This window comes from Rhodococcus sp. 06-1474-1B (assembly GCF_002258885.1).
In the GTDB taxonomy this organism is placed as follows: Bacteria; Actinomycetota; Actinomycetes; order Mycobacteriales; family Mycobacteriaceae; genus Rhodococcoides; species Rhodococcoides fascians.
In genome coordinates this window covers 194,933-219,121 of sequence record NZ_NOYR01000033.1, presented here as the reverse complement: position 1 = coordinate 219,121, position 24,189 = coordinate 194,933, and the positions used below count along the sequence as shown (strand labels likewise).

General features: G+C 63.6%; 24 protein-coding genes and 1 tRNA gene. 7 read left to right on the top strand and 18 right to left on the bottom strand.

Annotated features, from left to right (window positions below):
• The first annotated feature begins 71 nt into the window (after positions 1 to 71).
• Positions 72 to 815, top strand: coding sequence for a queuosine precursor transporter (locus CH266_RS21530; protein WP_027494587.1), 744 nt, complete (start codon positions 72 to 74; stop codon positions 813 to 815).
• Here CH266_RS21530 and CH266_RS21525 read toward each other — a convergent pair.
• From CH266_RS21525 to CH266_RS21505, 5 genes are all read right to left on the bottom strand, one after another.
• A complete protein-coding gene (locus CH266_RS21525; RefSeq protein ID WP_094716149.1) occupies positions 812 to 1,648 on the bottom strand; it encodes a PaaX family transcriptional regulator in 837 nt (278 codons plus the stop codon). The genes CH266_RS21530 and CH266_RS21525 overlap by 4 nt on opposite strands.
• The gene (locus CH266_RS21520; RefSeq protein ID WP_094716148.1) at positions 1,629 to 2,837 is read right to left on the bottom strand and encodes a kynureninase; all 1,209 of its coding nucleotides are present in this window, start codon (positions 2,835 to 2,837) and stop codon (positions 1,629 to 1,631) included. The genes CH266_RS21525 and CH266_RS21520 overlap by 20 nt, the downstream gene beginning before the upstream one ends.
• Positions 2,837 to 3,691, bottom strand: coding sequence for a tryptophan 2,3-dioxygenase (locus tag CH266_RS21515; RefSeq protein ID WP_094716147.1), 855 nt, complete (start codon positions 3,689 to 3,691; stop codon positions 2,837 to 2,839). The genes CH266_RS21520 and CH266_RS21515 overlap by 1 nt, the downstream gene beginning before the upstream one ends.
• A 74-nt stretch (positions 3,692 to 3,765) precedes the next feature.
• The gene (locus CH266_RS21510; protein WP_080729925.1) at positions 3,766 to 5,073 is read right to left on the bottom strand and encodes an MFS transporter; all 1,308 of its coding nucleotides are present in this window, start codon (positions 5,071 to 5,073) and stop codon (positions 3,766 to 3,768) included.
• Positions 5,074 to 5,093: 20 nt separating this feature from the next.
• Positions 5,094 to 6,512 carry a M20 family metallopeptidase gene (locus CH266_RS21505; protein ID WP_094716146.1) on the bottom strand — a complete coding sequence of 473 codons (1,419 nt, stop codon included), beginning with the start codon at positions 6,510 to 6,512 and terminating at the stop codon, positions 5,094 to 5,096.
• A 124-nt stretch (positions 6,513 to 6,636) separates the two neighbouring features.
• On the opposite strand from CH266_RS21505, the gene CH266_RS21500 reads away from it, so the two are divergent.
• Complete coding sequence (locus tag CH266_RS21500) at positions 6,637 to 7,584, top strand: LysR family transcriptional regulator (protein ID WP_217901016.1); 948 nt, start codon at positions 6,637 to 6,639, stop codon at positions 7,582 to 7,584.
• Between the two features lie 63 nt (positions 7,585 to 7,647).
• On the opposite strand, the gene CH266_RS21495 is transcribed toward CH266_RS21500, so the two are convergent.
• Together CH266_RS21495 and CH266_RS21490 are read right to left on the bottom strand one after the other, a co-directional pair.
• A complete protein-coding gene (locus tag CH266_RS21495) occupies positions 7,648 to 8,091 on the bottom strand; it encodes a PIN domain-containing protein (protein ID WP_032384128.1) in 444 nt (147 codons plus the stop codon).
• Positions 8,088 to 8,951, bottom strand: a complete 864-nt coding sequence (locus CH266_RS21490) for a hypothetical protein (RefSeq protein ID WP_094716145.1) — start codon at positions 8,949 to 8,951, stop codon at positions 8,088 to 8,090. The genes CH266_RS21495 and CH266_RS21490 overlap by 4 nt, the downstream gene beginning before the upstream one ends.
• A gap of 174 nt (positions 8,952 to 9,125) precedes the next feature.
• Between CH266_RS21490 and CH266_RS21485 the strand changes: the two genes are divergently transcribed.
• Positions 9,126 to 9,782, top strand: coding sequence for a pyridoxamine 5'-phosphate oxidase family protein (locus CH266_RS21485; protein WP_176457176.1), 657 nt, complete (start codon positions 9,126 to 9,128; stop codon positions 9,780 to 9,782).
• Here CH266_RS21485 and tgt read toward each other — a convergent pair.
• From tgt to CH266_RS21450, 7 genes are all read right to left on the bottom strand, one after another.
• A complete protein-coding gene (tgt, locus tag CH266_RS21480) occupies positions 9,736 to 10,974 on the bottom strand; it encodes a tRNA guanosine(34) transglycosylase Tgt (protein ID WP_032368643.1) in 1,239 nt (412 codons plus the stop codon). The two genes, CH266_RS21485 and tgt, sit on opposite strands and share 47 nt — an antisense overlap.
• 82 nt (positions 10,975 to 11,056) lie before the next feature.
• A complete protein-coding gene (locus tag CH266_RS21475) occupies positions 11,057 to 12,952 on the bottom strand; it encodes an ABC transporter ATP-binding protein (protein WP_032368744.1) in 1,896 nt (631 codons plus the stop codon).
• 41 nt (positions 12,953 to 12,993) lie between these two features.
• On the bottom strand, positions 12,994 to 14,727 hold the full coding sequence (locus CH266_RS21470; protein WP_027494600.1) for an ABC transporter ATP-binding protein: 1,734 nt from the start codon (positions 14,725 to 14,727) through the stop codon (positions 12,994 to 12,996).
• A 91-nt stretch (positions 14,728 to 14,818) separates the two neighbouring features.
• Positions 14,819 to 17,107 (bottom strand): MMPL family transporter, encoded by a 2,289-nt coding sequence (locus tag CH266_RS21465; RefSeq protein ID WP_032385945.1) that lies wholly within the window; start codon positions 17,105 to 17,107, stop codon positions 14,819 to 14,821.
• Between the two features lie 2 nt (positions 17,108 to 17,109).
• Positions 17,110 to 17,763: a TetR/AcrR family transcriptional regulator gene (locus CH266_RS21460; protein WP_032368645.1), complete on the bottom strand. Its 654-nt coding sequence runs from the start codon at positions 17,761 to 17,763 to the stop codon at positions 17,110 to 17,112.
• Positions 17,764 to 17,846: 83 nt separating this feature from the next.
• A complete protein-coding gene (locus tag CH266_RS21455) occupies positions 17,847 to 18,305 on the bottom strand; it encodes an RrF2 family transcriptional regulator (protein WP_094716143.1) in 459 nt (152 codons plus the stop codon).
• 29 nt (positions 18,306 to 18,334) lie between these two features.
• Positions 18,335 to 18,796, bottom strand: a complete 462-nt coding sequence (locus CH266_RS21450; RefSeq protein ID WP_217901015.1) for a GNAT family N-acetyltransferase — start codon at positions 18,794 to 18,796, stop codon at positions 18,335 to 18,337.
• Positions 18,797 to 18,867: 71 nt separating this feature from the next.
• On the opposite strand from CH266_RS21450, the gene CH266_RS21445 reads away from it, so the two are divergent.
• Entirely contained in the window at positions 18,868 to 19,773 is a 906-nt protein-coding gene (locus CH266_RS21445) for a sterol desaturase family protein (protein ID WP_032373328.1), read from the top strand.
• On the opposite strand, the gene CH266_RS21440 is transcribed toward CH266_RS21445, so the two are convergent.
• Entirely contained in the window at positions 19,754 to 20,443 is a 690-nt protein-coding gene (locus CH266_RS21440; RefSeq protein ID WP_032368648.1) for a YceI family protein, read from the bottom strand. The two genes, CH266_RS21445 and CH266_RS21440, sit on opposite strands and share 20 nt — an antisense overlap.
• Before the next feature lie 120 nt (positions 20,444 to 20,563).
• Here CH266_RS21440 and CH266_RS21435 point away from each other — a divergent pair, with 120 nt between their 5' ends.
• The 3 genes from CH266_RS21435 to CH266_RS21425 are packed head-to-tail and all read left to right on the top strand — an operon-like array spanning position 20,564 to position 22,964.
• The gene (locus CH266_RS21435) at positions 20,564 to 21,574 is read left to right on the top strand and encodes a PHP domain-containing protein (protein ID WP_094716189.1); all 1,011 of its coding nucleotides are present in this window, start codon (positions 20,564 to 20,566) and stop codon (positions 21,572 to 21,574) included.
• Positions 21,571 to 22,485: an alpha/beta hydrolase family protein gene (locus CH266_RS21430; RefSeq protein ID WP_094716141.1), complete on the top strand. Its 915-nt coding sequence runs from the start codon at positions 21,571 to 21,573 to the stop codon at positions 22,483 to 22,485. The genes CH266_RS21435 and CH266_RS21430 overlap by 4 nt, the downstream gene beginning before the upstream one ends.
• A 23-nt stretch (positions 22,486 to 22,508) precedes the next feature.
• Complete coding sequence (locus CH266_RS21425) at positions 22,509 to 22,964, top strand: hypothetical protein (RefSeq protein ID WP_052060923.1); 456 nt, start codon at positions 22,509 to 22,511, stop codon at positions 22,962 to 22,964.
• A gap of 330 nt (positions 22,965 to 23,294) precedes the next feature.
• Here CH266_RS21425 and CH266_RS21420 read toward each other — a convergent pair.
• From CH266_RS21420 to CH266_RS21410, 3 genes are all read right to left on the bottom strand, one after another.
• Positions 23,295 to 23,384: transfer RNA gene (locus CH266_RS21420), tRNA-Ser, on the bottom strand.
• A 58-nt stretch (positions 23,385 to 23,442) separates the two neighbouring features.
• Positions 23,443 to 23,640: a CsbD family protein gene (locus CH266_RS21415; protein ID WP_027494609.1), complete on the bottom strand. Its 198-nt coding sequence runs from the start codon at positions 23,638 to 23,640 to the stop codon at positions 23,443 to 23,445.
• Positions 23,641 to 23,733: 93 nt separating this feature from the next.
• Complete coding sequence (locus CH266_RS21410) at positions 23,734 to 24,189, bottom strand: nucleoside deaminase (RefSeq protein WP_094716140.1); 456 nt, start codon at positions 24,187 to 24,189, stop codon at positions 23,734 to 23,736.

Genomic DNA, 24,189 nt, shown 5'->3' with positions numbered 1-24,189 from the left:
CCGCCTCGATGGGCGCGAATCCCCCACCCCGGGATTCGCGCCCATCGTCGTCTCGGTGCTTGGATTGTCAGGTGACTACTACCCAACACACCGCCCCTGACGGCGGCGCCGAGTCTGGGCAGGCCACGTTCGCTCACATCAGCCGGGGTTACTACCCCACCATCGTCGCCTTGTTCGTCGCGACGCTGCTGATCTCGAATGTGGCCGCCAGCAAAGGTGTCGCCTTCTTCGCCTCGTCCGACGTCATGCTCGGACCGTTCCAAATCCTGCCGATCAACACCGACGGCGCATTCTTTCTGTTCCCCCTCGCCTACATCCTCGGCGACGTGCTCAGCGAGGTCTACGGCTTCAAAGCCACGCGCCGCGCGATCTACCTCGGCTTCGGCTCCCTGTTGCTCACGTCCGTGTGCTTCTGGATCGCCATCGAACTTCCCGCTGCCTCGTTCTACGAGAACCAGGCCGCGCTCGAAAGCGTCGTCGGCGTCGTACCCCGGCTGGTCCTCGCCGGTCTCGCCGGGTACACCGTCGGGCAGCTCCTCAACTCCGTCGTGCTGGTCAAGATCAAGGAACGCACCAAGGAAAAGCACCTGTGGGCGCGACTGATCGGCTCGACCATCGTCGGCGAATTCTTCGACACCCTGATCTTCTGCTCCATCGCCGCCGGAGTCATCGGCATCACCACGTGGACCGACTTCATCAATTACGTCATCGTCGGATTCCTGTGGAAGACGCTGGCCGAGGTCATCGTCATGCCCATCACGTACCGCGTCATCTCGTACATCAAAAAGCGCGAGCCGTCGTACCAGGATCGCTAGAACGCGACCCATTCCATACTCAGATCGAAGTAGCGCTCCCGGGCCGTCTCGAACGTGGCGACGGCCCGGGTGCCCGGCCAGTCCTCCGGCGTCATGCACGGCGGAAGACCCGGGTCGACGTAGGGAATGACGCGCCATTCGTCGAGCAACGGCACGAATGTGACAAACGCGTCGCGCGGGTTCCGCGCCGGCGACCCGCCGTCGAAAGCGTCGAGAAATGCCCGATGCCGATTGGCAATTCCGGCGAGATCCCACCAGTGCTCAGCACTTTCGCGCAGCGTGCCGGGAGGCGCGACCTCGGACGCGACGAACGTCGTGACGTACTGCGACAACTCCAACGCCTCGACGATGGCAATGGCCTCCGCCGCGAGATATTCGGGCGCGATCCACAATCCTGGTGAGACGGTCCCACAACCTATCGACGTGAGCCGACGCCTCAGCTGGTGCCGAGCCGCCCGTTGCGTCTCGGGAATGGTGAACGAGATCAACCGAAATGGATCGCCGTCGGCCATCCGCCGGAAGCCGAAGATCCGGCCGTCTCCCCGAGCGAACATTGCGTCGGCCTGCTCGGTGATCCGATAGCCGGTGCGGCCCTCACGATTGGCGGATTCGACGACGCCCTTCTTCTTCAACCTCGTCACCGCAATGCGCGTGCTCTCCGGTGGCACTCCCAGCGTGTCCATCCAGACGACGAAATCGGCGATGGCGAACCACCCGCCGAGAGGCCGAACGTAGGCTCCGAGCACCGTGCGCACCAAAGAGGTGGCGCTACCTGGACGAGACTCGAAGTCGTCGAGGATGGCCCCGGCGGTGCTAGGCGCGGAGTTCGTCACGAATCGCCACGATACCCAGGTACACCTCGCGATAGGAGGTACTCAGCGGGCTCAACCCCAGCCGAATACCGTGTGGCGCTCGGTAATCCGGGATGACACCCTGCTCCCACATCCGAGCAGTGATGGCCTTGAACTCGGGATGGTCGATGGTGACGTGACCACCGCGCCGATTCGAATCCTCGGGTGAGGCGATCTCCACCCCGAGCGGTACCAGCATCTCGCGCACGAGTTCGAGGGCGTACTCGGTGAGCGCAACGGACTTCGCACGGATCGCGTCCATACCCACCTCGGCGATCATCTCGATGGTGTCCTGCATCGCGATCATCCCGAACACCGATGGCGTGCCGCTGATGACGCGTCGAATACCCTGTGCCGGAACGTAACCCTGCGCCATCTCGAACGGATCGGCCCGGCCCATCCAGCCCCAGATCGGCTGCACGAAGTCGGCCAGAAGATCACTGCGCACGTACGCGAAGGCCGGCGAACCCGGACCGCCGTTGAGGTACTTGTAGGTACACCCGACGGCCAGATCCACTCCCCACAAATCGAATTCGAGCGGAACCGACCCGACGGAATGGCATACATCCAACAGCATCAGAGCGCCGGCTTCGTGGGTGATGCGCGTCGCCTCGGCCACGTCGACGAGGAAGCCCGAACGGTAAGCAACGTGGGTGATCACCACCAGGGCGGTGTTCTCCCCCACCACCTCGGCGAGTTGTTCCGGTTCGATGCCACCGCGGCGGTCCGTCTCGATCCACCGCAGCGTCATATTCATCTCGGCCGCAATACCTTCGAGCAGGTATCGGTCGGTCGGGAAGTTGTCGCGGTCGATGACGATCTCGGTGCGGCCCGGCCGCATGGCGATCGCCGCCCGCGCCAGCTTGTACAGCAGTACCGTCGTCGAATCGCCGATCGTGGTCTGGCCGGGCGCTGCCCCGAGGGTGGCGTCGGCCAGGGCGTCGCCGATGGTGACGGGGAGGTCGAACCACTGCTCGTCCCAGCCGCGGATCAGACGACCGCCCCAGGCGTCGGTCATGAAGGTGTTGATACGTTCGACGCTGGCTTTGGTGGGCCGACCCAGTGAGTTGCCGTCGAGATATGCGGTGATCGACGGGTCGTCACTACCGAGGAACTTGTCGCGGTAGGTCCGGAGCGGATCATTGTCGTCGAGTTCGATTGCACGTTCCATCATCGGCCGATTTCCGTTCTCACAGCGAGTAATTCAGGGAAGAACGTGAGTTCGAGCGCCTTCTGCAGAAATCCGACGCCACTCGACCCTCCCGTCCCGCTCTTCATTCCGATGGTGCGCAGCACCGTGCGCATGTGGCGGAATCGCCAGAGCTGAAAGTTCTCCTCCAAGTCGACGAGCTCCTCGAATGCCTCATACACCGCCCAATGCTCGGTGTGGTTCTCGTAGACGAACTTGATCAGCGGCATCAGGCCCTCGTTGAACGTGTACGCCGTGGTGACGTCACGGTCGAGGGCCGATGCCGGTACGTCGTATCCCTGCCGTGCCAACGACCGCCAGAAGGCGTCGTACAGGCTGGGCTCGCGCAACAGAGTCGAAAGCATCTCATGCGCAGCAGGATCGGACTCGAAGACCGTCAGCATTCCCGGATTCTTGTTGCCGAGGACGAACTCCACGGCCCGGTACTGATACGACTGGAACCCCGAGGAGTTGCCGAGGAAGTCGCGGAACTGGGAGTACTCCGTCGGGGTGAGTGTCGCCAGCACCGACCACTGCTCGGTGAGCGTCTTCTGGATGTGCTTCACCCGGGCCACGCACTTGAGTGCGGTACCGATGTCGTCGGCATCGAATGCGGCTCGCGCGGCAAGGGTCTCGTGCAGCACCAGCTTGAGCCACAGCTCGGTGGTCTGGTGCTGGATGATGAACAGCAGTTCGTCGTGATGCTCGGGGGTGCTCACCGGTTTCTGAGCGCTGAGCAGCGTATCGAGGTCGAGGTAGGACCCGTAGCTCATGCGGTCACTGAAATCGGTGACGACGCTCTTCTCGATATTCCGGGTGTTCGCTTCGACGCTCATGGATCGTCCTCGAGGTGGTGGGCTGGTGAGATCAGCGTATTACATCAATGTGCCGACCGCTAGGCATCTGTAAGCTAGCGAATCCCGCGAATCCGTACGGCGCCGATCAACGCAGCGATGCTGACCAGGGACACCGCCAGGATGTAGTAGCCCGGGGACACCGCCTGACCGGTCGCGGCAACCAGAGCGGCCGCGATGGTCGGAGTGAATCCACCGAAGATCGCCGTGGTGACGTTGTATCCGAACGACAGGCCGGTGGCCCTCGAATGGACCGGGAACGCGTCGGACATCACCGACGGCAGCGCACCGAAGTACAGCGCCTTCAGCAATCCGAGCACGGTCATGACGAGCGCGAGGGTGAGGAACGACGGCACCGCAATGAGCCACATGAAGAGCGGGACGACGCTGACGCCGATCGCGATCGCCGACGGCAACATGATCTTGATGCGTCCCACCTTGTCGGACAGCTGGCCGACGAACGGTGTCACCACCGTCAGGATGACGCCGGTGATCATCAATGCTACGAACGACAGCGAATTGTTCAGTCCCAGTTGCTTGATACCGAAGGTCGGCAGGTACTGCAGAATGAAGTTCAGCGCGGTGGACACCACCAGCACACCGCCGGCGATGAGAATCCCGCCCCACTGATTCCGAAACAGATCGCGCACAGGCGATTTCGGGGTGCCCGACGCGGCGACGACGGCCGGTGATTCGTCGACGTGACGTCGGATGAACCATCCCACCGGGCCCACCATGAGCCCGAAGACGAACGGCACTCGCCAACCCCAGTCGACCATGCTGGCCTCGGACAACACCGCGGTCAATCCGGCGGCGAACGAGGCCGCCATCAGCGTAGCCAGTCCCTGGCTGGCGAACTGGAAGCTGCCGAAGAATCCGCGGCGCTTGCCGTTCTGTTCGACGAGAAAGGATGTGGCCGCGCCGAATTCGCCACCGGCCGCGAAGCCCTGAATCAGGCGCGCGACGATGATACCGATCGGAGCGAGGATGCCGATGTCGTCGTAATTGGGCATGAAGGCGATCAACGCGGTGCCGAGCACCATCAGGCGAATGCTCATCACCAGAGCCTTCTTTCGCCCTTTCCGGTCTGCGTAGGACCCGAGGATCAGTCCGCCGAGGGGGCGAATCAGATACGAGACCCCGAAGACCGCGAACGTCTGCACCAGTTGCACGCCGGGGTCAGCCGAGGGAAAGAAGTTCTGCCCGATGTAGATGGCGAACAACGCGTAGATGGCGATGTCGAACCATTCGAGAGCGTTCCCGATGGTTGCGGCAGCGATGGCGCGGACCGGATTCTTGACGGACACAACGGCTTCACCCGCGCCGTCACGATCGGGAGTTCGATGAACGTGTGCAGTGGACATGTCGGATTCTCCGGTGGTGTTCAGGAGCGCGAGGCGCTGGCGGATTCGAGCGGTGCGTCATGACCACCGGCGGCAGTGCCGATGTCGTAAAACAGGCCGGCGGCCATCGCGAGACCTTCACGAGCGATGGAAGCAAGCATGTGTTCGTCGGGTGCATGTTGACGGCATCCCGGGTAGGAGTGCGGCATCCAGACCGTCGGAATTCCGAGGGTGTCGGTGAACACGTGATTGGGCAGGGACCCACCGATGTTGGGCAGCACGGTGACCGGGGAACCGACTGTGCGCTCGACCGACTGGGCGACCGTGCGAACCCAGGGGTCGTTCGGGTCCGTTCGGCTCGCAGGAAACGAGATGCCGAGTTCGACGGCGACCATCGAGTACCCGTGCGCGTCGAGGTGTCGTCGTAGCCGCACGCCGAGATCGTCGAGGTCGGTCCCGACGACGTACCGCAGCTGCAACCGCGCTCGCGCCTGGCCGGGAATCGCATTGACCGGTTCGACGATGTTGCCGGCGTTCATAGCGATCACTTCGAGAGTGTTCCACCCGAAAACCCGCTCTGCAGGCGATAATTCGGTGGCCGACCAGCCGGAGTCGACCACCGGATCGCCCGGGGTGCGTCCGACCTCGATAGCTCTGAGCGCGTCGACGACGGACTCGGGAATGTGCTCGGGCACCAAGCTGTCGAGCTGGATACGGCCGTGGCCGTCGACGAGCGTCCCGATGGCACCGGCCAGGGTGGTCGCGGGGTTGCGGAGCAGTCCACCCCAGTTGCCTGAGTGGTAGCCGCGCTCACGTAGGTCGACGACGAGGTCGAAGTCCACGCCCCCACGGGCACCGAGAAACAGTGTGGGCGTCTGGGCGTCGAGGCGTGGTCCGTCCGAGGCGATCAGCACGTCGGCAGCGAGTTCGCCTCGATGATCCGACACGAATTGTTCGAGTCCGGGTGAGCCGATCTCCTCACCGGTCTCGAACAGGAGCGTCAGATTGAATCCCAACGATCCGCGGGCGTCGAGAACCGTCCGCAGTGCCGCGAGGTTCACCAGATGCTGACCCTTGTTGTCGGCCGTTCCACGCCCGTAGAGCCGGCCGTCCCGCTCGACCAGATTCCACGGCGACAGTCCGTCCGACCAGTCCTCGGCCATGCCCAGAACCACGTCGGCGTGGCCGTAACAGAGCACGGTCGGCAGTTCGGGGGCCTCGTGACGGGTGGCGATCAGGAAGGGACCACCCTCCTCGACCGGGTTGGAATAGGTCTCGACCGCACACCCGAGCGCCTCGAGCCTCGGCACGAGCAGATCCTGGAGATATGCCGACAACGCAACTCGACCGGCCGTCGACTGGCTTTCCGAAGGGACGGACACGAGCTCGGAGAGTTCACGATGGAACGCACCCGAATCGTAGAAGTCCTCGGCCTGCGCGATCACATGCTCGCGGTTCATCGAATCTCCCTCGCCGTCGGCCTGGTGTTCGCCTGACAGTAGCGAGCCCGATACCGTCTACACCATTGCCGATTGGTGGCCCCAGCGTTGCTTTCACGGCAACGCAGGGGCAGCCAGTGGCTCGATGACAATCACGCGTCACCGCCGTGACAGTGCTGTTAAAGAAGGGGTGGTTTCGTTGCATCTGATGCCCTCTGCGCTGACGTACTTCTGCGAAGTAGCGCGAACGGGGTCCGTCACCGAGGCGGCCGCAACACAACATCTGGCCGCGTCGGCGGTCAGCAGACAGATCGCCAAGCTCGAACGTGACATCGGCGTGCCGCTCTTCGCACGACATGCCCGGGGAATGACGCTCACCGAAGCGGGCCATCGCCTCCTCGCCCACGCGCGCAGACACGAAGTGGAATCGTCGTCCCTCATCGCCGAAATACGCAGCGTCGATGCCACCGAACACGGCAGCGTCACCGTGGCCTGCACCGAAGGCTTCTCGCAGTCCGTCGTCCCGCGGGCCATGGCGTCGGTCCATCGGACTCACCCGTCGGTCACGTTCACCCTCGACGTGGTGGGGCCGGAGGAGGCCAGCCGACGGGTGGTCGATGCCCGCGCGGACGTCGCGGTCACCTTCTCGCTGGGTCGACGAACCGACGTGACGGTCGAACATTCCGTCACCGTGCCCATCTGCGCCGTCGTCGCGCTCGGTCACCCGCTCAGCGACCGAGCCAGCGTCGATCTGGCCGATATCTGCTCCTATCCCCTCGCGCTGTCGACCACCGGATCGAGTCAACGCGAATTGTTCGACGCCGGAATCCGTCTGGAGGGACTCTCACCCCACGTCGGTCTGCAATGCGAGCGGCTGGCTCCGATACTGGAGTTCGCTCGCTCGAGCGACGGCGTCGCACTCGTCAGCGACCTGGGTGGTGACCGCAAATCGGGCCTGACGTACATCCCCCTCGTGCATCCGGTTTTCGCTCAGCGCCGGGCCGAAATTCACACGATGCGCGGTAGGCCGCCGTCGGCCCGAATCGTGGCCCTGATCGACGCGTTGACCGACATTCTCGAGGCTGCGGGATAGTGGAGGATCTTGCCTTTCAGGCGGGAGGCAACGAGCAGGCAGGACTTTCGTGGGAGCCGAGCCTCATGGACTGAGAACGGACAAGTTCGGAGCCCCCGAATAGATCCCGTCGAGGCTGAGCAACGGCGCACCCTTCGATATTGCACACGCAGCAATCCAGCGATCGCCGGTGTGAACTTTGGCGTGAAGCGCGTGGCCCGTCCGCTTGCACTCAGCTGTCAGAGCTGCATACGCGTTGACGACCTCGCGGTCGATGGAGACGGTAGGGGCTGAATCGAGTTTTGCCTCGACGCCGGCGATCTTGCGTTCACCCCAGTTCGCCGACAAAGCACCAGCGAGCACCTCCGCCCGCGTCTGAAACGCGATGACGATCTGGAGCCCTGCCAGTCGCGCGCGCAGTTTATCGACAGGAAGACCACGATTCGCAGCTCTAGTCGGGTCGATGAACAAGATGCTGAACACATCGGTATCGATCAGTACGGTTCCCGAACCCGACGGAAGTGTCATAGGCCGATTGCGCCGAAGAACGCATCAGCTTCGTCGTCGCTCACGCCGTCGATTCCGCCGGGTTCCAGGCCGGCAGCACCAACGAGTATCTCTCCTAGAGATGCCGGTTCGGGCAACCCCGGAGCGATCGGATCAGGAAGTGCAACAATCGTCGCGTTCAGCAGCCTTCTTACCCGTCCATCCGCACCGGATTCCGGGGAACCGGTCACCATTACGTATCTGCCGAGCAGCGGACCGACCTCTTCATCTTCAGCCACGCCAGGAAGCGCGATTTGATTGCCGACATCGTCCTGCACCTGCAGACGATGCGTGTGGAGATTCGCGGAGTACAGGCGACCGACGAAAACAGTGGGCGCGGAGGATACTTCCGTAGGGAGTTCCCACGTGGCAGAACGCAATTCAGCGGTAGTGAACGCTTGGCGCAGTTGCCCATCGGCCTTGAACTCGACTTCTGGGGCGGCGTGTCGAAGCGCCGCAGCCAACGCGCCCGCCGCATTCGACAGGGAGTCACTCACCCAATCCGGTCGCTCATCCAAGCCGATCGACATGACCAATCTCTCGAACTTGTCGTCGAAAGCTCTCTCATCCGCCAGATCGAACTCCAATGCGGTCGAACCAGCGCCTGCTCGACGAACAAGCAGTCTTGTGCTGCCGGGAGCCAGCCCGACGACCAAATTCGCGACGCGATGAACTCGTGCGGGCGCGCGCCCCAGTCGGTCGGCATCGGTCTCGATCCGACCGATGTTCATTGCGACCGCTTTAAGACTTTGAACAAGTGCGATCAGCTGGTCGGCGTCCAGCTCGCCCTCGGGTGCGTCGATGTTCTTCAAACGAAACTCGAACTGAGTGGTCGTCGTCATCACCTCCTGCCACGTAAGTCTTGTATGGACACTGGTCCATTGTGCGTGATTGCCCTACATCAGGCGTATCGGATTGTTGCGGCGGCCTCTGACACGTCGATTCCCACGAGGGGCACACAGGCCGGCTTGTCGTATGGTCGGTGCGTGCCGCCGAACAACCACTATCACCACTTGATGTTCGGACCTGCCGCGATTGCGCGGCAGCAGGTCGACGGCAGTTACACCGCCTACGGCTCGCAGACCGAGCGACCCGACGACGGCCCGATGCCACTCGACGATCGCGAGAAAGCGATGATCCGAGCCCTGGATCAGTTCCAGATCGCCACCGTCACCGAGTCCGGGTGGCCCTACATCCAGTACCGCAGTGGGCCGAAAGGCTTTCTCCAGGTTCTCGACGACCACACTCTGGGTTTCGCCGATTTCTCCGGCAACCATCAGTACGTGACGGCGGCCAATCTCGATCACGACGACCGCGTCGCCATCTTCCTCGTGAATTATCCTCTGCGGCAACGACTCAAGCTCTACGGACGGGCACGTACGATCGAGGCCGCGGACGATCTCGAACTACTGGAGCGACTCAAAAAGATCGGTGACCTGACCGTCGCCGCCACCTGCGAACGCAGCGTCGTCATCGATGTCGAGGCATTCGACTGGAACTGCACGCGCAGCATCATCCCGCGCTACGACGCGGCGTACCTCGCGGACCTGTCCGAGGTGTACCAGCGCAAAGCTGCCGAGCGGGAAACCGAACTACTGCAGCGCATCTCGGAGCTGGAGGATCAGCTCAGGCAGTCTTCGACGCATAGAACCGGCCCAGATACTCCGTCTTGAACTCGGTGAATCGCTGCTGCTCGATCGAAGCACGGATGTCGTCGACCAGCTTGACCGTGAATCGCTCGTTGTGAATCGTGCACAGCGTCGAGGCAAGCATCTCCTTCGCCTTGAACAGGTGATGGATGTAGGCCTTGGTGTAGTGCGCGCAGGTGTAGCAGTCGCAGTTCTCGTCGATCGGGGTGAAATCGCGTCGATGCTTCGCGGTGTTGATGTTGAAACGGCCCGTGGGCACGTAGATCGCCGCATTGCGCGCCACCCGTGAGGGATTGACGCAGTCGAAGGTGTCGGCACCGTTCTCGATCGCGACGAAGAAGTCGTCCGGCTCGCTGATCCCGAGCATGTGGCGCGGCTTGTGTTCGGGCAGTTCCTCGTTCACCCACCGGGTGATGGTGCCCAGGTTCTGCTTCTCGAGTGCGCCGCCGATTCCGTAGCCGTCGAACCCACGGCCCGTGTCCCCCGTGATGGTCTCGAGGTCGTGCGCGGCCTTGCGTCGCAGGTCCTCGTACTGCGCTCCCTGGACCACTCCGAACAGCGCCTGGTACGGCTTGTCGGCGCGCTCGACGGTGAGGCGTTCGTGTTCGAGGACGCATCGCTTCGCCCATGCCTGGGTGCGGTCGACCGACTTCTCCTGATACCCGCGGGTATTCATCAGCGTGGTCAGCTCGTCGAACGCGAACATGATGTCGGCACCGAGCCGATGCTGAATCTGCATCGACACCTCGGGAGTGAATCGATGCTTCGAGCCGTCGAGATGGGACTTGAATGTGACTCCGTCGTCGTCGACGTGGGCCAATCGTTCCTTGCCCTCGGCGATGACGTCGTCGGACTCCACCCGTGAGGCGTCCATCGAGATGACCTTCTTGAACCCGACACCGAGGGACATCACCTGGAAGCCGCCGCTGTCGGTGAACGTGGGCCCGTCCCAGTTCATGAATTTTCCCAGCCCACCCGCCTCGTCGACGATGTCCGAGCCCGGCTGCAGGTACAGGTGATACGCGTTGGCGAGTACCGCCTGAGCGCCGAGTTCCTTCATCGCCTCCGGCAGCACTGCTTTGACGGTCGCCTTCGTCCCCACCGCAATGAACGCCGGGGTGGCGATGTCGCCGTGCGGGGTGTGGATGGTGCCGGTGCGGCCGAGCTCACCGTCGAGCCGGGTGCCGATATCGAAGCCGAAATTGGAAGAACTCACCGCGTCAGTATGCGGCTTCGCCGCATGTGAGTGGAAATTCGTAGCCCACTACGATTTTCCACTCACGTGCGGCGCCAGCCGCCTAACTGCTGTAAAGCCGGTAATACGCACCCTTGGCCTCGAGCAATTCCTCGTGATTGCCCTGCTCGACGATGCTGCCGTTTTCCATCACGACGATGGTGTCGGCGTCACGGATGGTCGAGAGACGATGCGCGATAACAAAACTGGTGCGGTCGTTGCGCAGCGCTGCCGTCGCCTTCTGCACCAACAGCTCGGTGCGAGTGTCCACCGAGCTGGTGGCCTCGTCGAGGATCAGGATCAGCGGCTTGGCCAGGAAGGCACGGGCGATGGTGATGAGCTGCTTCTCACCGGCGCTGACGTTGTTGCCCTCCTCGTCGATGATCGTGTCGTATCCGTCGGGCAGCGAATGCACGAACTTGTCGACGTAGCTCACCCGAGCCGCCTCGAGGATCTCTTCCTCGCTGGCGGTCGGGTCACCGTAGGCGATGTTGTCGCGGATGGTGCCGCCGAACAACCAGGTGTCCTGCAACACCATGCCGGTTCGTGAACGCAACTCGTCGCGCGTCATCTTGCGGGTGTCGACGCCATCGAGTGTGATTCGGCCGGAATCGATCTCGTAGAACCGCATGATCAGGTTGACCAGTGTGGTCTTGCCGGCACCGGTCGGTCCGACGATCGCCACCAGATGTCCCGGATCCGCGGTGAGCGACAGATTCTGGATGAGCGGCTGCTCCGGCGAGTAACTGAACGAGACGTCGTCGAACACGACGCGTCCGCGGCGCTCCGTCGGGCTGGACGCAGGAACGACGTCGGGGTCTTCCTCGTCGGCGTCGAGCACCTCGAAGATGCGTTCGGCGGACGCGACTCCGGACTGAATCAGGTTGATCATCGCGCCGACCTGCGACAGCGGCTGCGTGAACTGCCGCGAATACTGAATGAACGCCTGCACTTCGCCGAGGCTCAGTGTTCCCGACGCCACGCGAAGACCGCCCACGACGGCGACGACGACGTAGTTGATGTTTCCGAGGAACATGATGATCGGCATGATCAGACCGGAGATGAACTGCGCCCGGAAGCCCGCTTGGAAGAGCTTCTCGTTGCGGTCACCGAACTCGCGTTCCACCTCCGCCTGGCGGCCGAACGCCTTGACGATCTCGTGGCCGGTGTAGGTCTCTTCGATCTGCGCGTTGAGCTTGCCGGTGTGCTTCCACTGCGCCACGAAGTGCGGCTGCGACCTCTTGGCGATCAGCGCGGTCACCAGGAACGAGGCCGGGATCGTCAGCAGCGCAACCAGAGCGAGCAACGGCGAGATCCAGATCATCACGCCGAGGATGCCGAGCACGGTCAGGATGCCGGTGATGAGCTGGCTCAGTGTCTGCTGCAGGCTGGTCGAGACGTTGTCGATGTCGTTGGTGACGCGGCTGAGCGTCTCGCCTCGGGCATTGTTGTCGAAGTACTGCAGCGGCAGGCGATGCACCTTGGCCTCGACGCTGCCGCGCAGCAACAGAATTCGACGCTGCAGCGCGATGTTGAGGATGTAGCCCTGAGCCCATGCCAGCAGTGCAGACACTACGTACAGTGCGAGAACCCAGAGCAACACCGTTCCGACGGCACCGAAATCGATTCCCGCACCGGGCGTCACGTCCATGCCCGAGACGAGATCGGCGACGGTGTCGTTACCGGCGGCCCGAAGGCCGTCGACCGCTTGTTCTTTCGTCTGCCCCGGTTCGAGATCTCCGCCGACGACTCCGTTGAAGATGAGGTTGGTCGCATGCCCGAGGACGGTCGGCGCAGCGACGCTGAGGACGACGCTGACGATTCCCAGCACGAGCATGAGGCTCAGCAGGAATCGTTCCGGAGCGAGCAAACCGATGACGCGTTTGAACGAGCCCTTGAAGTTCTTGGCTTTCGTGGCCGGCAGTGCCTTCGCGACGCGGCCGCCCTTCTTCTTCTCCAAAGAGGGCTTGGCTGCGGAATCCTTGGTGGTGTCGGTGTCGGTCACAGTGCACCTGCAACTTGCCGCTGCGAGTCGACGATCTCGGCGTAGGTGGGGCAGGTGGCCATCAGTTGCTCGTGGTTACCCACGCCCACCGGCTTTCCGTCGTCGAGCACGAGTATCTGGTCGGCGTCGACGATGGTCGACACCCGTTGAGCCACAACGATCATGCATGCATCTCGCGTCACCGGCCGCAGCGCCGCACGCAGTTTCGCGTCGGTAGTGAGGTCGAGAGCGGAGAAGGAATCGTCGAACAAGTAGATCTTGGGTTTGCGTACCAGCGCCCGGGCAATGGCCAGTCGTTGACGCTGCCCGCCCGACACGGTGGTGCCGCCCTGCGCGACGGCAGTCTCGAGGCCGTCGGGCATCGCGCGCACGAAGTCGGCTCCCTGGGCGATCTCGAGCGCCTCCCACAGTTCCGCGTCGGTGGCGTCGGCCTTGCCGTACCGCAGATTGCTGGCGATGGTGCCGGAGAACAGGTACGGCTTCTGCGGCACGAATCCGATCTCGGATCGCAGCAGGTCCAGATCGAGTTCGCGAATGTCGACACCGCCGACCCGCACCTGGCCGCCGGTGACGTCCATCAGCCGTGGAATCAGATTGACGAGAGTCGATTTACCCGATCCGGTGCCGCCGATGATGGCGGTGACCTTGCCTGCCTCGGCAGTCAGATTCACCCCGCACAGCACCGGGTATTCGGCTCCGGGATAGGAGAATTCGGCCCCGACGAGCTCGACCGTGCCCGGTGAGGACACGAACGTCCGGGGATTCTCGGGCAACACCACCGAGGATTCGGTGGCCAGAACCTCGCTGATGCGATCGGCGCAGACCGATGCGCGCGGCACCATCATCGCGATGAACGACGCCATCATCACCGACATCAGGATGAGCATGATGTAGCTCAGAAGCGCAGTGAGCGAACCGATCTGCATCGTGCCGTTGTCGATGGCATGACCACCGAACCAGATGACGGCGACACTGGTGACGTTGCTGATGAGCATGACGGTCGGAAACATCAGGGCCATCAGCCGGCCGACCTTGAGTGCCGTCTCGGTCAACGAGGTGTTGGCTGCGCCGAAACGGTCGACCTCGAACTGTTCGCGAACGAACGCCCGCACGACGCGAATACCGGTGATCTGTTCGCGTAGTACGCGATTGACCGCGTCGATACGCTTCTGCATGGAGCGAAAGGCCGGCACCATACGAACGATGATCAGGCCCATCGCGAGCGCGAGGCCGGGCACGGCGATGAGCAGAATCCACGACAGGCCGATGTCCTCGCGTAGCGACATCACGATTCCGCCGATGCACATGATGGGAGCCATCACCACGATGGTGAATCCCATGATGATCACCAACTGCACCTGCTGCACGTCGTTGGTGTTGCGGGTGATCAGTGACGGAGCACCGAATTTTCCGACCTCGCGGGCGGAGAACGTGCCGACGCGTTCGAGGATTGCTCCGCGAAGGTCGCGTCCGACACTCATGGCCGTGCGTGCACCGAGGAACACCGCTGCGGCAGAGCTGATGATCTGTACTGCCGAGATCAACAGCATGACGCCGCCGGCGGACAGGATGTAGCCGGTGTCGCCGACGGTCACACCGTTGTCGATGATGTCCGCGTTGAGGCTCGGGAGGAACAACGCGGCGAGGGTGGCGATCAGCTGCAGCAGCACCAAGCAGAGAATCGGCAGCTTGTACGGGGCGAGAAACCTACGCAGAAGGGGGATCAGCATGATGACCGAAGATTACTCGTACACATGGATAACAGTCTCTCCGTTTCGAGTATTACGAGCAATCTTCGGCCTCTCAGCTGCGACGCGAGTACTACGCGCGCTTCTCCGGGGCAGTCTTCAGCTTGGCCCCTTCGATGTCGACGTTGGGCAGGATCTTGTCCAGCCACTTCGGCAACCACCAGGCTTTGTCGCCCAGTAGCGCCATCACCGACGGAATCAGCACCATACGGACGACGAACGCGTCGAAGAAGACGGCGGCGGCCAATGCGAAGCCGATGGACTTGATGAACGAGTCCGGCTCGGCGATGAAGGCGGCGAACACCGAGATCATGATGACCGCTGCCGAGGTGACCACGCGTGCGCCGTACTTGAAGCCGTTGACGACGGCGTCCTTGGCGGCCGCGCCGTGCACGAACTCCTCACGCATGCGCGAGACGAGGAACACCTGGTAGTCCATCGCGAGGCCGAACACCACACCGATGAGGAAGATCGGCATGAAGCTGACGATCGGCTGCGGGTTGGAGATGATGCCGAGCCCACCCTCTTGGAAGATGAACACCGTCGCGCCGAAGGTGGCGAGCACGCTGAGCAGGAACCCGACCGTTGCCGTCAACGGCACCAGAATCGAGCGGAACACCAGCATCAGCAGCACGAACGCCAGTCCGACGACCACGGCCAGGTACGGAATCAGCGCGCTCTGCAGCCGCTCCGAGATGTCGATCCCGATCGCGGTTTCGCCCGTCACTCCGTAGGAGACGCCCGAGCTCTCCTGCAATCCGCTCTCGGCATCGCGCAGGTTGGTCACGAGCGCCTTCGTCTGGTCACTGTTGGGTGTGCTCGACGGGGTGACGAGTATCTGCGCGGTGTCACCCGCCGGATTGACGGCGACGATCTGCGCATTCGTGACGTCGGATTGCGCGGTGATCGTCTCGATGACCTTGCCGAAGGACGCGGTGCGGTCGGCCTCGGCGACGTCGGACGCGTCGGCGATGACGAGCAGCGGTCCGTTACGTCCCGGCCCGAATGCCTCTTCGGTGATGTCGTAGGCCTGACGGGCAGGCGTGGACGGGTCCGAGGTGGCGATCGACGGGAGAGCCAGCGACAGCCCGGTGGTCGGGCCCGCGATGACACCGAGCAGCACGATGCCTCCGACGAGGCCGAGGATCGGCTTCTTGACCAGGAACCGTGCCCACCGAAGACCGTTGGTGGGGGTTGCGTTCGGGTCCTCCGGGTCGGTGGTGTTGACGAACTTGAGCTTGCCCGCGAAGGCCTTGCCCTTGTAGACGCCCAGCATGGCGGGCAGGAACGTCAGGGCGATGAGTACCGCGACGAACACTGCGAAGCCTGCTGCCAGACCCATCTGCGACAGGAACGGGATGCCGACGACGCGCAGGGCGACGAGGGCGATGAGCACGGTCGCGCCGGCGAACACGACGGCCGATCCGGCGGTACCGACCGCGCGACCGACTGCTTCTTCGCGGTTGTCGGTGAGCGTGAGCTCGTGCCGGTAGCGCGCGAGGATGAACAGCGAGTAGTCGATCGCGACGGCGAGCCCGATCATGATCGCGAGAATCGGGGTGAACGAGGACAGGCTCGCGAACCCGGAGGCCGTCGTGATGGCCAGACTCGAAATACCGATACCGACGATCGCGGTGATCAGCGGCAGGCTGGCAGCGGCGGCCGAGCCGAACATGATGAGAAGCACGATGGCGGCGACGGCCAGACCGACGATCTCCGAACTTCCACCGGGCGACGGGTTCTCCTGGGCGACGGTGCCACCGAGGATGACGGTCAGTCCTGCGTCACGCGCGGGTTGCGCCGCGGCATCGAGATCGCTGCGAATCGCGTCGGTGACATCGGCCAGCTCGACGTTGATCGGAACCGTGACGGTGCCGACGTTGCCGTTGGGGCTCAACGGCGACGTGGCTGCCGCGTCGGCTGCCACCTTGTCGGCCGGCGTTCCTGCCTCGGCGGCGGCGTCGGTGTACTGCTGCACGATGGCCTTGTTTGCCTCGACCGGATCGGCAAGCGGCGGAGCGCCTTCCGCCGGCTTGGCCGCATCGACCTTCTCGATCTCGGCGATCGTGGCGTCGATGGCCGAGGTGTACTGCGGGGTATCGAGCGACTGACCGTCGGGTGCCTGGAACACGTACTCGGCGTTGACCGCCTGAAGGGGATCCTCGGCTCCGCCGAATCGTTCCTTCTGCAGATCCAATGCGGCCTGAGCAGGCGTTCCGGGGATGCTGAACGAGTTGACGGTAGGCGCGGACAGCGTGGCTGCGCCCACTCCGGCCAGGATCAGAATGACGAGCCAGAGGCCGAGGACGACCCCCTTGCGGCGGTAGGCGAATCTGCCGATTCGGTACAGATAGGTGGCCACTGTCAGGCTCCTCGGTTGTTATCGGATACGTGCTGGCGAGATTTCGGCTCGGGGATTCCGGCGCGGAGTTGTTGGAATGCGTTCTCCACGAGTGCTTTCGGAGTGTTCTCTCCGCCGGGGTCGTTGATCCACAGGTTCAGTGCGGCGGTCACGGCGCCGCCGACTGCCATTTGCAGCAGGTTGGGGTAGAGGTCGGAATCGATATCGGTTCCGGTGCGTTCGGCGATTGCCTCGCCGAGTTTGCGGGTGAGCGAGTGGTGCATTTCGAGCTTGCGTGCCATCAGCGCCGGGTTGGCCTCGATGAGTCGTGCTGCGGCGAATGTGTCGTCGAGGTCGCGGCCGGGGTCGGCGACGAGGTTGACGGCGATGTGCTGCAGCGAATCCCAGATGGGTTCGGCCTCGGGTCTGGCGCGAAGCAGCTCGAACCATTCCAGAGCCGATGCCTCGATGTTGTGGAGTACTGCTTCTTCCTTGTTGGAGAAGTAGTTGTGGAACGTTCGGGTCGACACTCCGGCTTCGTGTGCGATGGCATCGGCCGTCACGGCATCGAGTCCGTGTTCTTTTCCCAGACGGACTGCGGCGATGCCGAGGGCGTCGCGGGTGGCTGCCTTCTTCTGATCGCGAAGGCCGGTCGGGGTGGTCACCCTGTCCAACATACGGAAGTTGCACAGCTCGGCAAGTTTGCAGAGCTGTGCAATATTGACGACCGCGCCACATCGCCGTCCGACTGTGACTCAGGTCATCGACGGGACCATGCGGTCGGCTCGCTGATCAGCTCTCCGACAAAATCCGGGAGGTCGTCGTCGACGATGTCGGCCAGCGATACGGATTCGAGAACCGCACGCAGATTGACTCGGACGGCCAGCCACACCCGCGTCAACGGCTCGGCAGGACCGGCGTACTGCGCATCCTCGGGCCGTTGCCCGCGCACCGATGCGAGCGGCCCCTCGACGGCACGCATCACGTCCGCGACGGAAATGTTCGACGCCTCCCGCGCGAGCCAGTATCCGCCGTCGGGCCCCCTTCTACTTCGCACCAACTCGCCGCGGCGCAGGTCGGAGAGCACCGACTCGAGAAATTTGTGCGGTATCCCTTGCGCGGCGGCCAGCGCCTCGGCCTTGGCGGGTGCTCGGCCGCCGACCGCGGCGAGTTCGACGAGAGTCCGCACCGCGTAGTCCGCTTTCGCCGTGATGTGCACGATTCAATTCCTATCATTTCGATAGGAAATTAGCGACCAGGTGCCGGTACGTACCTATGCTCGACGGCTCTGCGCCCGTCGGGCAACATCCAGTCCGCGGGTTCGGTGCCGGCCCTGACCCAGCCGGACTTCTCATAAAACGCAATTGCCGCAGCCGAGCCCTGTTCCACGTGCAGTTCGATAGCAACCGACCGTTCCGCCGCATACGCCACTGCGGCGTCCAACAAGGCCGCGGCTGCGCCCGTGCCCCGGCACTCGGGACGAACGAACAATCGCGAGACCATCAGCCCGTCGTCGACCAGGTCGAGTGCCAGGTGGCCGACGATCCGGTCATTCGACTCCGCTACCCATGCGGCGACCTGCGTTGCGGAGTGCAACCAGGCGGCCGGATCCTCGGGCCACAGTGCGGGATACCCGTCGGCCTCGTGCACCGTCGCCAGCGCGGTCACACAGAACGCCATATCCCCGGAACGGCGGCTACGAATTTTCACGCGTCGAGACTACGATCACCATACTGTCGTTACACTTCGAACAGCAGTGTCACGCACGGAAGGCTGTACACATGAGGGACCAACTCGCATCGGCGTGGAACTCGCTACCCGAACCGCTGCGGGATCCGGTTGCCCTGGCCGTCCCCGCGTTCGCGCTACTGCTGACGATCGAGTGGATCGCGGCGAAGAAACTCGAAGACGGAACCCCCGGCGCGTATTCGGCCCGGGACGCACGGGCGAGCCTGAGCATGGGTTTGGTTTCGATCGCAACCACGACTGCGTGGAAAGCGCTGGCCCTGATCGGCTACACCGCCATCTACGTCTACATCGCGCCGTGGCATCTACCCGCCGACGCCTGGTACACGTGGGTCATCCTCATCCTGGGCGTCGATCTGCTGTTCTACGGCTACCACCGCATCGCACACCGAACCCGACTGATCTGGGCGACCCACCAGGCTCACCACTCGAGCGAGTACTTCAACTTCGCCGCGGCGCTGCGGCAGAAGTGGAACAACAGCGGCGAGATCATCATGTGGCTGCCCCTGCCGCTGCTGGGGATGCCGCCGTGGATGGTGTTCGTGGGCTTTTCGATCAATCTCGTCTACCAGTTCTGGGTACACACCGAACGGATCGACAAATTGCCGCGGCCGTTCGAGTTCGTCTTCAACACGCCCTCGCACCACCGCGTCCATCACGGTCGCGATCCGCAGTACCTCGACAAGAACTACGGCGGCATCCTGATCGTCTGGGACCGCCTGTTCGGCAGCTACGCCGACGAAGTCCAGCGACCGAACTACGGACTGACCAAGCCCGTCGGCACGTTCAACATCTGGACGCTTCAAACACACGAATACCGCAACATCGCACGGGATGTCGCGGCATCGAGGTCATGGAAGGAACGCGTCGGATACGTCGTCGGACCGCCGGGATGGACACCGGCGGCCCCACGAGAACGGGCTACTGCCGACTCAGATTGATCAGGAAGTCGACGGTTCCCGAACCCTCGACGGTCACGAAACCGAGCGACGGCGGCTCGATGCCGTAGTCCGACCACGTCGTCGGAATTGCACCCGACGCGATGAGCGTGTCACCGGACTGCAGCACCTCCATCTCGACCGACACCGGACGCGTCTGATCCTTGAGCGTCAATGTGCCTTCCGCCGTGACGGTTTGGGTGGTGCCGTCCTTGGGCAACGACGAGAGGTCGACGGGCTGGTCGATGGTGAACGTCGCCGTCGGATATGTCGCGGTGTCGAAGATGTTGCCGCGGAACTGACCGTCTCGACGGTCACTGTCGGTGGTGATCGAATTGGTCTGCACCACAACCTCACCGGCGGTCAACGAATTATCCGCCACGGTCACCGAGCCGCTGACCTCGGGCGTCGACCCGACGACGGTCACATCCGATCCGTTGAGCACCTCGTCGACGGTGTAGCCGGCCGCGGTCTTGTTCGACGCATCGCCTGCCGTCACCGTCCAGGTGCCGTTCAGATCGTCGGTGGTGGCGGCCTGCGCACCGGAGGTGTCGACGGTCGCTGCCGGAGCGTCGTCCTCTTGGAAGGACGCGTAGATCTTGGGGCCAAAATACAGCCCGAGGGCCACGAGCACTACGACAACGACGCCGACTGTCCACCATTTCTTGGTCATGACCGACGATGATAGTTGCAGCTTCAAGCCCATGGGGAGTGAGCGACCTGGCAACTCCCTGAGAATTTTGTCCGATTACCCCGTGCGCAGGTGTCGGTGGTGCCAGGCACAATGGAACCCATGGATCCGGTGGAGGCACTTCGTGAGATCGGCTTCTGGCTCGAGCGTTCGCGCTCGGACACCCACCGCGTCAAGGCCTACCGCCGAGCCGCGGATGTCGTCGAATCGCTTTCTCCTGCACAACGATCCGAGCACGAGAAGGCGGACAGCTGGTCGTCGTTGGCCGGAATCGGTGCCAAGACCTCGCTGATCATCCGGCAGGCGCTGACCCAGGACGTTCCGGACTACCTGGCCGAACAACGCGATGCCGCAGAACCCATCGGCAACAACGCACTACGGGCCGCACTCAAAGGCGACCTGCACACCCACTCCAATTGGTCCGACGGCGGCAGCCCCATCGACGAGATGATGCGCACCGCCAAGAAACTCGGGCACGAGTACTGCGCGCTGACCGATCATTCACCGCGACTCAAGGTCGCCAACGGACTCAGCGCCGAGCGTCTGCGAAAACAACTCGACATCATCGCCGAGCTCAACGAGCAACTCGCGCCGTTCCGCATCCTCACCGGAATCGAAGTGGACATCCTCGACGACGGTTCGCTGGATCAGGACGAGGGGTTGCTCGCCGAGCTGGACGTGGTGGTGGCCAGCGTGCACTCGAACCTGCGGGCCGATTCTGTGGCGATGACGAAACGCATGGTCACCGCTATCGCGAATCCGCACGTCGACGTACTCGGTCATTGCACCGGCCGACTGGTCGAGGGCGGCCGGGGAAAGCGGCCCGAGTCGACGTTCGACGCCCCGGTGGTGTTCGAGGGATGCCGACAGTTCGGCACCGCGGTGGAGATCAACGCCAGGCCCGAACGCCAGGATCCGCCCGAGCGCCTGATCGACATCGCCCTCGAGCGCGACTGCCTCTTCTCCATCGATACCGACGCACACGCACCGGGCCAGCTCGACTGGCAGGGCTACGGCTGTGTCCGCGCCGAAGCCCAGGGCGTTCCCGCCGATCGCGTCATCAACACCTGGTCGCTGTCCGAGCTGCTCGATTGGACGGCTCAGGGCACGTGAATCGTCGCCACTTCCTGTCCGGCCTGCTCGCTGTCACGCTGGTCGGCTGCAGTTCCACGGACACCGCATCCTCACCGAACACAGCAGAGACGTATTCGGCTGCACTGCAACCTGTTTCGGGACCGACCGGAGATCCGATCCGGCTGAAGTACGGGTACCAACCCGACAACATCGGAGACCTGTATCTCCCTGCCAACGCTGCGACGTCGCTGCCGGTGGTGGTGATGATCCACGGCGGTGGATGGCAGGAGAACCTCGATCTGTCGTACTTCCAGCAGATGTCCAAGGCCATCGCAGACCAGGGCATCGCCGTGTGGAACGTCGAGTACCGGCGCGGTCCGAACAATTGGGCCAACACCCTCACCGACGTCGACGACGCCACCGAGGCACTGGCAACCGTCGTACAGAACGCCGCCGACGGGCGACTCGACCTCGATCGAGTGCATGTAGCCGGACATTCGGCCGGCGGACAGCTTGCCGCGTGGGTCGCTGCGCGTCACCTGATGCCGATCGACGCGCCGGGAGCGGACCCCAGAATCCGACCGCGCAGTGCCACCATCATGGCCGGGGTGTTCGACATGAAACGGGCGGCGAACATCGGCAACGACAAGTTCGTACCCGCATTCCTCGGCGGCATGCCCAACGACGTTCCCGGTCGATACAAGATCGCCTCCCCCATCGAATACCTCCCCCTCGACGTCCCGCTGACCGCGCTGCACGGTGATGCTGACCAGACCGTGTCGGTGAACCAGAGCCGCGTCTACGTCGACGCCGCGACCCGCGCAGGGAGCACGGACCCCGAGCTGGTCGTACTGCCCGGAGCCGGACACGGAGCGTTCCTGGACCCCAAGCACATCGCCTGGTCCACCGCACTGAGCACCATCACCGGGCGCGCGCAGACACTGCTCTGAGCCGCAGGTGGTACACAGTGGCGATGAAACGAAAGATCGCGACCGGATTGCTCGGGCTGATCGTGGCCACCTCTGTAGCCGGATGCGGCGACGACGCGTCGACCGAGAACGCGTCGACCACGTCCGTTCAGGCCAGCACGACGACGTCTGCCGCGGCTTCCACAACAGTCCCCGCCAGCACCACACTCGACGCACCGGCACCCGCTCCTGCCGACACTCCGATCCCCGAGGCTCCGCCTGCCGCTGAACCCGATGCCCCAACCTCGGGCGTCACCGGCGAAGCGCTGTACCAGCAGACCTGCACCCAGTTTCTGCCGTCCATCGATGCACTGGAGCAAACCGGAATCTCCGACCGCGCAAAATCCGTCGAGGGTCTGCGCAGCGAAATGACCACCGCGCCGAGCTGGTCCACGGTGCCCGAGGCCGATCAAGGCGAAATTCTGCGGGGACTCGACGCCGCGGGCGCGGGGCAATGCTGAGCGTCTGAGTCGGTCGCCGCCCCTCTACCGCCGCAAACGCGCGCGCGTTTGCTAGGTGCGCGCGAAATAGACCCCGAATCGATGGCAAATTCGCTCGCGTCTGACAAATGCGCGCGCGTTTGCCGAGCAACACCGAGCCACCCCACCCCGCCCGGGCCCTGGTGATCCCGCAAACGCGCGCGCGTTTGCCAGGTGCGCGCGAAGTAGACCCCGATTCGGTGGCAAATTCGCTCGCGTCTGACGAATGCGCGCGCGTTTGCCGAGCAACACCCAGCCACCCCACCCCGCGCACAAAAAAACTCCCCACCCGACGGATCGGGTGGGGAGTTTTGGCGGTGGCGGAGGGATTTGAACCCTCGGAGGGGGTGAACCCTCACACGCTTTCGAGGCGTGCTCCTTAGGCCGCTCGGACACGCCACCGCAGAAGACTGTACCGGAATGAGCGCCTGAGGCTAAATCGCCTGCTCAGAGCGCAAAGTTACTTACCGGTGAGCTTGTCCTTGATGTTCGAGGCCGCGTCCTTGACCTTCTCGGCACCGTCTTTGAATGCGGCGGAGGTCTGATCGCCCTTGCCCTCTGCTTCGAGGTCCCTGTCTCCGGTTGCCGAACCTGCGGCTTCTTTTGCCTTGCCGCCGAGGTCTTCGGTCTTGTTCGAGATCTTGTCGTCGAGTCCCATGAGTGTCTCCTTCGCAAGTTCGGAGCGCAGCGTTGCGCCCTGCCCTCCACCCTCCCCAATGTTGGACATTCCGGCCACCCCGTGACGAGATCGTTATCTCTGGCGGGCGAAGAACTGGGTCAGCACTTCGGCGCATTCGGCTTCCAACACTCCCCCGCGCACCTGTGGGCGGTGGGTGAGTCGACGGTCTCGGACGACGTCCCACAGCGAGCCGACGGCCCCGGTTTTCGGTTCCCAGGCTCCGAACACCACGGTGCCGACGCGGGCCGCAACGAGGGCCCCGGCGCACATCGTGCAGGGTTCCAAAGTGACTGCCAGAGTGCAGTTTTCGAGTCGCCAACCGTCTCCGTGGACGGCGGCTGCTCGACGCAATGCGAGCACTTCGGCGTGCGCAGTGGGGTCGCCCGACGCCTCCCGCGCATTGCAGGCCCGCGCGATCTCACGCCCCGACGCGTCGTACACGACGGCTCCGACGGGGACGTCGGCGTCCGATGCCTCGGCTGCGGCCGTCAGCGCTGCGCGGATCATGTCCGCGTCGGGCAGCGGCAT